Consider the following 9,952-nt stretch of genomic DNA (forward strand, 5'->3'; position numbering starts at 1 on the left):
GGGGGGGGGGGGGGGGGCGGGGGGGGGGGGGGGGGGGGGCGGGGGGGGGGGGGTGTGGGGGGTGCCCCCGGGGGGGGGCCCGGGGGGGGGGGGGGGCCCCCCCCCCCCGGCAGCGTCCTCCGGGGCCGGTGATCAGGCCGTCATGGCGACCAGGATCCGGCGGGGGCCGGTGAACGGGTCCCGGCCGTGCGCGCACAGCATGTTGTTGATGATCATGAGGTCGCCCCGGCGCCAGGGGAACCCGAAGGAGACCTCGTCATAGGCGGCCTTGACCGCGGCGAGGTCGGCCGGGTCGATCGCGGTGCCGTCGGCCAGATAGGCGTTCCGGGGCAGGTCGGCCTCGTCGTACAGCGACAGCAGGGCCTCGCGGACCTCCTCGTCCAGGCTGGTGACGTGGAAGAGGTTGGCCTGGTTGAACCAGACCTGCTCCCCCGTGAGCGGTTCGGTCTGCCAGGAGGGCCGGTGGTGCCTGGTGCGCAGGCCGTCCTCGGTCCACTCGAACGTCTGCCCGTGCTGCTCGCAGTACTCCTCGACCTTCGCGGGATCGTCGGTCTGGAACGACTCCTGCCAGGACAGGCCGAGCCCTTCCCGGAACGCCCTGGCGTACACGACGCCGTCGGCGAACCGGTTCCGCACCTCCTCGGGGATCATGCGGAGCACCGCGCGGCTGTTGGCGATCGGCGTGGCCCCGCCCGTGGCCGCGGCGACGTCACAGTAGAAGAACAGGTGACCCGGCCAGGTGTCCGAGTAGGAGTTCTCGTTGTGCATCGGGAGCGGCTGGTCGGCCGGATACTCGGTGGAGGTGTAGATGGACTCGGTGACCGACGTGCGCGGGGTGGAGCGTTCGGTGTAGCGCAGCGGGTCACCGCCGACGGCCCGGACGATCTGGTCGAACAGGTCGAGGTCAGCCGGCAGGTCGCGGAGCAGCACCGCGCCGTACGTGGCCAGGCCCGCCCGGAGCCCCTCACGGTGGGTCTTCACCCAGCCGAGATGGTCGGTCATGTCCGGTCCGAGACCGTACACCGCGATGGTGGTGTGGTCGTTGCCGTCCAGATGTCCGGTCACGGGCCCGAGCTGGGCCAGCTCCGCGGGAATGACATCCGTCATGATGTGGTGGTTCCTTTCAGGCGACGTTGCCGTTCCTGCATGCCGATGAGGTCGTCGGGAAGCGAGTCGGGCACCTCGGTGTCGAAGCGGCGCAGCAACCGGACGGTCGACGCGCAGACCGTGACCGTGGCCATCATCAGCGCGAAGACGATGTAGGTGAGGCCGACGCCTCGCCCGTCCCCGGTGCCGATGATCGCGCCGACCGAGCCGGCGAGCGCGCCGTCCGGCTGCAGCATGGGGTTGAACAGGGAAGTGGCCAGGGGCGCCAGCACGGCGAACCCGAGCGGCAGCGTGGACCACGAGATGGCCTGGTTGAGCGCGAGCACCCGGCCGTGGAACCGCTGCGGCACCTTGACCTGGACCAGCGTCACATAGATGCCCTGGGAGATGGTCATCGCCATCGCCATGAAGAAGACGCCGAAGGCGACCACGATCAGGGACGGCCGCAGGCCCATCACCAGGCATCCGGCGGCCATCCCCAGGTTGCCCAGGAACACGCCGACCATCCGGCGCTTCCGGGGACCGCCCCAGAGCGCCATCACGATTCCGCCGGCCACCGCGCCCAGAGCCTCGGCCACCGCCACCTGGGCGACCTGGTCGACCGTGCCGAAGGAGAGCGTCAGCGGAACGGTCAGCACCAGGGCGGGCCCCAGGAAGACGTTGGCGACGGCGAAGTAGACGATCATGGAGCGGAACCCGCGGAGGTTCCAGGAGAACCGCAGGCCTTCCTTGATCGAGGTGACCAGCGTCTCCTTGCGGCGGAAGCCAAGCGTGTCGGGGAAGCGGACGACCAGCAGCACCACGATGGCGAACAGGTAGCTCGCCACGTCGATGGCCAGGATGCCGGACAGGTCGATCGCGACGTACAGCCCGGCGCCCATCAGGGGGGCGAACAGCATCGCGAACCCGTTGGTGAGCTGTGTGAGACCCACCGCATGGCCCAGGTAGCGCTTGGGCACCAGCTGCGGCACCGCGGTCTGGAAGGCCAGCCGCTGGTAGGTGCCGGCCATCGAGTTGAGCGGCAGCAGCAGGTAGATGGTCCACAGGTCCAGCTGACCGGCCACCAGCAACAGCGTGATGCAGAGCTGGATCACGCCCGAGATGCTGCTGGCCGCGAGCATGACGCGCCGCCGGTCGAACCGGTCGATGAGCGGTCCGGCGATGGGCAGCATCGCCACCCCGGAGATCAGCGTCAGCGCCCACAGCAGGCCGAGGTCGGCCACCGACCCCGTCCGGTCGAACAGCCACACCGGTACGGCGAAGCCGGTCAGCGCCGACCCGGTCGCCGACACCAGCTGCCCGATCGCGACGCTGAGGAACCTGCGGCCGCTCGGCTCCACCGCGCGCGTTCCGGCGGCCTGGCCGGGCTCGGCGGGGTAGTGCGTGTCCTGCAGCGCCCAGGCGGCGTCGGAGCCCCGTCCGGCGGCGCCGTACTCGGCGGTCTCCCGCCGGGCCATCGCCGGGTGGATGCTCGTGACGATCTCGGCCAGCTCCTCCGCCCGGTGCTTCAGGAAGAAGTGGCCGGCCCGGTCGAGCACCACCAGCCCGGTGGTACGGGTGAGGAACTCCCACTCCCGGTACCGCTCGGTGTAGTAGTCGGTGACCGGGTCCTCGGAGCCGACCACCGAGATGATCGGAGCCCGCAGCGGTTCCGGGTGCTGGTCGAGCAGCTCGGTGAAATACTCCTCGGCGGCCCGGGAGTCGGCGCGCATGTTGCCGATGATCCGGTCGGCCTGCTCCGGGTCGAGCTCGTCGGTGTCGACGCCCATGCCCTTCAGCCAGTTGGCGTACTGGCGGTTACTGCGCAGCTTCTCCAGCCGGGTCCGCAGCCTGCCGACGGCCCCCTTGATCCGGGCGAACGGGAACATGGCGCCGATGTAGACCGCGTCCACGTCCCGGTCGGCCTCGGTCAGCTTCCGTGCCACACCGACCGCGATGGCGCTGCCGACGCCGCAGTGCCCGTAGAGGACCAGCGGGCCGTCCACCCGTTCCCGGACCTCCGCCGCGATCCGGTCCACCAGCTCGTGGAAGGGCAGCGCCTCCTCGTTCAGGCCCACGTCGTGGCCGGGGATGGCCACCGAATAGAGCGCGTGCCCGGCGGGGAGGGCGTCGGCGAGCGGCTGGTAGACGATCGCGCTGCCGCCGCCGTACGGGACGCAGACGTAGGACAGGGTGCGCTTGGCGCCCTTCGGGGTCAGCTCGTACAGCAGCTGCTGCGGTCCGGCCGCCGCGTCGGCGCCCGCGTCGATGAAGGTGGCCAGCTCGCGGATGGTGCGGTTCTGGAAGAGGTCCATCACGCCGACCGGGCGTCCCGAGCCGTCGGACGCCTTGCGGATCCTGGCCACCACCTGGGTGGCGAGCAGGGAGTGGCCGCCCGAGTCGAAGAAGTCGTCGTGGACGCCGATCTGCTCCACGCCGAGGACCTCGGTCCAGATCTCGGCCAGCATCCGCTCCGTGGCGGTCTCCGGCTCGACCAGCTCGGCGGTGGCGTCCCGCGTCGCCTGCGGAGCCGGCAGCGCCTTGCGGTCCAGCTTGCCGTTGGGGGACAGCGGGAACGCGTCCAGGGTGACGAACGCCGTCGGCACCATGTAGTCGGGCAGGCCCTGCTTCAGCGCGACCCGCAGCTCGGCGACGTCGATCTCCGCCTCGCCGGAGGTCGTCAGGTAGGCGACCAGCCGCTTGTCCCCCGGGGTGTCCTCGCGGACGATCACCACCGCGTCGGCGACGCCCTCGCTGTCCCGCAGCGCCGTCTCGATCTCGCCGAGCTCGATGCGCAGGCCGCGCAGCTTCACCTGGTGGTCGATGCGGCCGAGGAACTCCAGGTTCCCGTCGCGGCGCCAGCGCGCCAGGTCGCCGGTGCGGTACAGCCGGGCGCCCAGGTCGGTGCCGAACGGGTCGGGGACGAACCGTTCGGCGGTGAGCGCCGGGCGGCGGTGGTAGCCCCTGGCCACCCCGACCCCGCCGATGTGCAGCTCGCCGGGCACGCCGATCGGGGTGGGGTTCCCATGCTTGTCGAGGACGTAGAGCCGCATGTTCGCGATCGGGGCGCCGATCGGCAGGGTGACCGCTTCGGCGACGGCCTCGGGGGTGCAGTGCCAGGAGGTGACGTCGATGGCGGCCTCGGTGGGACCGTACAGGTTGTGCAGCTCGCAGTTCGGAAGCGCCGTCGTGAACGTGGCCGCCGTGGCCACGGGGAGCTCCTCGCCGCTGCAGATCACGCGGCGCAGCCCCGTGCAGTCCGCCGCGGCCTTCTCGTCGTCGGCGAGGAACACCGCCAGCATCGAGGGGACGAAGTGGGCGGTGGTCACGTTTTCCGCGATCAGCAGCTCGCGCAGGTAGGCCGCGTCCTTGTGCCCGCCCGGCTTGGCGAGCACGAGCCGCGCCCCGGTGAGCAGCGGCCAGAAGAACTCCCACACCGACACGTCGAACCCGGCGGGGGTCTTCTGCAGCACGACGTCGTCGTCGCCCAGCTGGTAGGTCCGCTGCATCCACTGCAACCGGTTCACGATGCCGCGGTGGGTGTTGGGCACGCCCTTGGGCCGGCCGGTGGACCCCGAGGTGTAGATGACATAGGCGGCGTTGCCGGAGGTGACCGGCGGCCGGGGATTGTCGGTGGGCTGGTCCGCCCACTCGCCGGGCTCGTCCAGGTCCAGGATGGTCGCGTCGGTGGCCGGGACGGTCGCCCTCAGGTGCCCCTGGGTGAGCACCACGGGGGCGGCGGCGTCGTCGATCATGAACGCCAGCCGGTCGGCCGGATACTCCGGATCGAGCGGCAGGTAGGCCGCTCCCGCCTTGAGCACGCCCAGCAGCGCCACCACCAGCTCGGCCGAGCGTTCGGCGTAGACGCCGACCAGCGTCTCCGGTCCCACTCCCATCTGGCGCAGCCGGTGCGCCACCCGGTTGGCCCGCTCGCTCAGCTCGGCGTAGGTCAGGTGGCGGCCCTCGAAGGTCACCGCGACCGCGTCGGGGGTCCGGGCGGCCTGATCCTCGATCAGGCCGTGCAGCGTCGCCTCCCCGTCCAGCTCGGCACCGGTGTCGTTCCACACGTCCACCAGCAGCGTCTGCTCGCCGGCGTCCAGGATCGGCAGCTCGGACATCCGGGTGGCGGGGGCGGCGACGATCGCCCGCAGGAGGGTGACGAAGCGGGTCGCCATCCTCGCCACGGTCGCCTCGTCGAACAGCGCCGTGTTGTAGACGAACTTGACGATCAGCCCGTCCGGCACCTCGATGACGTGCAGCTCGATGTCGAACCGGGTGGCCCGCAGGTCCATCGGCAGCCACGCGATGCGCAGGTCCGAGCTTCCCGCGTCCGCGATCCTGCCCATCTGGTAGTTCTGCAGCGCGAACATCGCCTGGAACACCGGTGACCGGCTGACGTCGCGGGGCACGCCGAGCGCGTTGACCAGCTGCTCGAACGGCACCTCCGCGTGGTCGAAGGCGTCGAGCACGCTGACCCGGGTGCGTTCGAGCAGCTCGTCGAAGGTGGGGTCGTCGTCGAGACGCGCGCGCATCGGCAGCATGTTGACGAACATGCCGACCACGTTCTCCAGCTCCGCCAGCGACCGGCCCGCCGACGAGGAGCCGACCGCGAAGTCGTCCTGGCCGGAGTGCCGCGCCAGCAGAACCTGGTAGGCGGCGAGCAGCGTCATGAACAGGGTCGCGCCGCGCTCCCTGGAGAGCCGGTTGACCGCGCCGGTCAGCTCGGCGTCGACGTCGACGATGTGCCAGTCGCCGTCGAAGACCTGGGTGGCGGGGCGCGGCCGGTCGGCGGGCAGCTCCAGGGCCGGCACGCCGGCGAGCCGGTCGCTCCAGAAACTCAGCTGGCGGTCCAGCTCGGGACCGGTCTGGGTCTGCCGCTGCCAGTGCGCGAAGTCGCCGTAGGTGATCGGCAGGTCGGGGAGCGTGGCCTGCGAATCGGCGCGCTGCACGTGGTAGGCCGCGGCGAGGTCGCGCAGCAGCAGGTCCACCGACCATCCGTCGCCGACGATGTGGTGGGTGCTGACCAGCAGCCGGTGGTCGTCGTCGGCCAGCCTGACCAGCAGGGCGCGGAGCAGCGGCCCCTCGGCCAGGTCGAAGGGCTCGGTGGCGGCCTCGTCGATCAGCGCCTGGGCCGCGGCCTCGCCGTCCGCCGTCACCACGCGCAGCGGCACCGCGACGGAGGACTCGACGTGGACGGTGGGCCGGCCCTCCGCGTCGGCGGGGAACCGCATCCGCAGCGCCTCGTGCCGGGCCGGGAGCGTCTGCAGGGCCCGGTCCAGCAGTTCGAGGTCGAGCTCTCCGGTGAGACGCATCGGGACCGGGATGTTGTACTGGCTCGTGCCCGGCGCGAACTGCTCCATGAACCAGACCCGCTCCTGCTGGTAGGACAGGGGCGGGGCGGTTCCCTCGGGGCGGGGCGCCACGGTGGTGGCGGCGCGCCTGCGCAGCCGCTGCTCCAGCAGCGCCCGTCGGGCCTCGGCGGAGGAGGGCCGCGAAGGAGTCGGTAACTGGGGCGGTGGAGGGGTCTCCGGGGTGGTCGTCATGCTCGACCGTCACCTTCCGCTGCGAGTAGCCGCTCGACAGCCTCGTCACTGAGCTGGTCGAGGTCTTCGGTGAGCCGCCGTTCGATCTCGGCCGCGAGATCGGCGACGGTGGCGTAGGAGAACAGCCCGCGAACCGGGATGTCGACCTCGATCTGGCCGCGGATCCTGGCGATGGCCCGGATCGCCAGCAGGGAGTTGCCGCCGAGCTCGAAGAAGTCGTCCTCGGCGCCGACCTTCTCCACCCCCAGCAGCTCGGCGAACACCTCCGCCACCAGCTCCTCCGCGGCGGTGCGGGGCGCGATGTACCTGCGCTCCGGGGCCATCGTCGGAGCGGGGAGCGCGGCGTGGTCGAGCTTGCCGTTGGCGGTCAGGGGCAGGGCGTCCAGGAGGACGTAGCCGGATGGGATCATGTGCGCCGGCAGGGTGGCGGCGAGCGCGTCGTCCACCGCCGTGACGTCCGCCTCGCCGACCAGGTAGGCGACGAGCCGCCTGCCGTCGGAGGTGTCCTCGCGGACGCTTACGGCGGCGTCGCGGACGCCGGGCTGCGCGCGCAGAGCCGTCTCGATCTCGCCGGGTTCGATGCGGTAGCCGTGGAGCTTGATCTGGTCGTCCGCGCGGCCGACGAACTCCAGGCTCCCGTCGGCCCGCCGGCGCGCCAGGTCGCCGGTGCGGTACATCCGGCGGCCGGGAGGCCCGTAGGGGCACGGGATGTAGGCGGCGGCGGTGGCACCCGGCCGGTTCAGGTAGCCGCGGGTGACCTGGGGGCCGGAGACGTAGAGCTCGCCGACGACACCGACGGGTGTCGGCCGCAGCCCGCCGTCCAGCACGTAGGCGGCGTTACCGGGAGCCGGACGGCCGATCCCGACCGAACCCGCCTGGTCGACCGGCAGTTCCTCACCCGGTGCCACGCCGGCCACGACGCAGCCGACGGTGGCCTCGGTGGGACCGTACTCGTTGACGACGGTGGCGCCCGGGTGCCGTTCCCGCCAGGCGGTGACCGCATCGGCGGACAGCGCCTCACCCCCCAGCACCAGGTCGGCGCTGGGGGCCACCTGGTCGGGCAGCGCCGCCAGCAGCGCCAGGTGGCTGGGGGTCGCCTTGAGGAACGTCGGCCGGTCACCGGCCGCGGCACCCTCGTCGAGGGCGGCGAGCCGTACCGCTCCCCCGACGGTCAGCGGCCCGAACAGGCCGGTCACGGTCAGGTCGAACGAGATCGGGGAGTGCAGCAGCGCCTGCCCGGCCAGGCCGGGGTAGGCGGTGCCGGCCCACGCCAGATAGGCGGCCACCGAACCCTGCTCGACCACGACTCCCTTGGGGGTGCCGGTCGAACCCGAGGTGTAGATGACATACGCGACGTTCCCCGGTCCGGCCGCCTGCGGAGAGCCGGCGTCCGGCCGCTCGGCCCACTCGCCGGCGTCGTCGACGGCGAGCACGGTCGCGCCGCCGGCAGGCAGGGCGTCCGCCAGGTGCCGCTGGGTGAGCACCACCGCTGCGGCGGAGTCCGCGAGCATGTACGCCACCCGGTCGGCCGGATAGGCCGGATCCACCGGCACGTAGCCCGCTCCGGCCTTCCACACCCCCAGCAGGGCGGGCAGCAGCTCCAGGCACGGCTCGGCGTACACCGCGACCAGTGACTCGGGGCCGGCGCCCGACCGGCGCAACCGGTCCGCCACCCGGCCGGCGGCCTCGTCCAGCTCCGCGTAGGTCAGCCGCCGGTCGCCGACGATCACGGCGGTCGCGTCCGGAGTGCGCGCGACCTGCGCCTCCACCATCTGGAGGGCCGTGGCGTGCTCGCGCGGCGGCTCCTGCGTCCCCGCTTCCAGCAGGGACGCGCGCTCGGCCTCGTCCATCAGCGGCAGGTCGCCGATCCGGGTCTCCGGATCGGCCACACCGGCGGCCAGGACGCGCAGGTAGCGTTCGACGAACGTCTCCGCGGTTCCCCGGTCGAACAGGTCGGTGCGGTACAGCAGCCGGCTGACCCCGGCGGTCAGGTCGAACGCCAGGTCGTCCTTCGAGGTGACGTAGGGGATCGGCTCGATGCCGGAGTCGGGGATGTAGTTGAAGCCGATCTGGTAGAGCGGCTGCACCCCCGGATCCCGCTGCGGCGCGATCGCCTCCACGACCGCCTGGAACGGGATCTGACCGTTCTCCATGGCGTCGAGCATGGTCGTGCGGACCTGGCCGAGCAGCCCGGCGAAGGTCGGGTCGTCCGAGGTGTCCGCCCGCACCACCATCTGGTTGATGAACATGCCGACCAGCCCGGCGACCTCCGGCAGGTCCCGGCCGCTCATGGTCACCCCGATCACGGTGTCGTCGTCGCGGGACAGCCGGGACAGCAGCGCGACGTACGCCGTCAGATACACCATGAAGGGCGTCGCGGCCGAGCGGCGTCCCGCTGCGGTGACCAGCTCCTGCAGCCCCTCCGGCATCGTGAAACGGACCTCGTCACCGGCGTAGCCGAGCTGGGCGGGCCGTGGCCGGTCGGTGGGGAGCGTGTGCACGGCGGGCAGCCCCGCCAGCCGCGCCCGCCAGTAGTCCGTCTGCTCGGTCAGCGCCTGGCCGGTGAGCTGGCCGCGCTGCCAGGCGGCGTAGTCGGCGTACTGGATGGGCAGTTCGGGCAGCTCGGCCGGCCGTCCGGCCGCCGCGGCCGCGCACAGCTCGGCCATCTCCCCCGAGAGGATGACGGACGAGGCGGCGTCGAAGACGGCGTGGTGGATCACGAGGTTCACCAGCCAGCGCGCGTCCTCGGTCCTGACCACCGTGGCCCGCCACAGCGGGGCACGGTCGGTGGGGATCGCGGCCTTGGTGGCGGCCAGGGCGTGGCCGTACGCCTGGGTCCTGCGCTCGTCGTCCGGGAGCGCCCGCAGGTCGTGCACCCGCACGTCAAGGTCGACCTCGGCGTGCACCACCTGGCGGAGCGTGCCGTCGACGACCCTGAAGGACGTGCGGAGCACTTCGTGCCGTTCGGCGACGGTCTTCAGCGCCGCGACGATCTCATCGGCCTCGATCGCGTACGGGACCGTGAGCGCGCACTGCAGGTTGAACACCGGCGAGCCGGGGTCCATCTGGTCGGCCAGCCAGATCCGTTCCTGGCCGAACGAGGCGGGAGCCTCCCATTCCTTGGCGGTCACTCCCGTCACCCGCCCTGGCGCAGGCTGAGCGGGCGCATGTCAGTCCATACCGTCTCGATGTGGTCCAGGCACTCCTGCCGGGTTCCGCTGAAACCGGCGTCGTACCAACCGGCGGGGAGGGTCCGGCCCTCGGCCCAGATCGAGTACTGCTCCTCGTCGTTGCGCACGACCAAGTAAGGGTGGTCGGTCATG

General features: G+C 72.0%; 4 protein-coding genes. All 4 read right to left on the reverse strand.

Annotated features, from left to right (window positions below):
- Nucleotides 1–132: 132 nt before the first annotated feature.
- The 4 genes from ACFY2X_RS02460 to ACFY2X_RS02475 are packed head-to-tail and all read right to left on the reverse strand — an operon-like array spanning nt 133 to nt 9,951.
- Nucleotides 133–1,107, reverse strand: a complete 975-nt coding sequence (locus ACFY2X_RS02460) for a TauD/TfdA family dioxygenase (protein ID WP_389931288.1) — start codon at nt 1,105–1,107, stop codon at nt 133–135.
- Nucleotides 1,104–6,629 carry an amino acid adenylation domain-containing protein gene (locus ACFY2X_RS02465; RefSeq protein ID WP_389931290.1) on the reverse strand — a complete coding sequence of 1,842 codons (5,526 nt, stop codon included), beginning with the start codon at nt 6,627–6,629 and terminating at the stop codon, nt 1,104–1,106. The genes ACFY2X_RS02460 and ACFY2X_RS02465 overlap by 4 nt, the downstream gene beginning before the upstream one ends.
- The gene (locus tag ACFY2X_RS02470) at nt 6,626–9,760 is read right to left on the reverse strand and encodes an amino acid adenylation domain-containing protein (RefSeq protein ID WP_389931292.1); all 3,135 of its coding nucleotides are present in this window, start codon (nt 9,758–9,760) and stop codon (nt 6,626–6,628) included. The genes ACFY2X_RS02465 and ACFY2X_RS02470 overlap by 4 nt, the downstream gene beginning before the upstream one ends.
- A 5-nt stretch (nt 9,761–9,765) precedes the next feature.
- Nucleotides 9,766–9,951 carry an MbtH family protein gene (locus tag ACFY2X_RS02475; protein WP_389931295.1) on the reverse strand — a complete coding sequence of 62 codons (186 nt, stop codon included), beginning with the start codon at nt 9,949–9,951 and terminating at the stop codon, nt 9,766–9,768.
- Nucleotide 9,952: the final 1 nt, after the last annotated feature.

Source organism: Streptosporangium sp. NPDC000396 (assembly GCF_042898655.1).
Taxonomy (GTDB): domain Bacteria; phylum Actinomycetota; class Actinomycetes; order Streptosporangiales; family Streptosporangiaceae; genus Streptosporangium.

Excerpts from the sequence above, each read along its gene's own strand:
- ACFY2X_RS02460 (WP_389931288.1), bottom strand. The coding sequence starts at position 1,107 with ATGACGGATGTCATTCCCGCGGAGCTGGCCCAGCTCGGGCCCGTGACC.
- ACFY2X_RS02465 (WP_389931290.1), bottom strand. The coding sequence starts at position 6,629 with ATGACGACCACCCCGGAGACCCCTCCACCGCCCCAGTTACCGACTCCT.
- ACFY2X_RS02475 (WP_389931295.1), bottom strand. The coding sequence starts at position 9,951 with ATGACCGACCACCCTTACTTGGTCGTGCGCAACGACGAGGAGCAGTAC.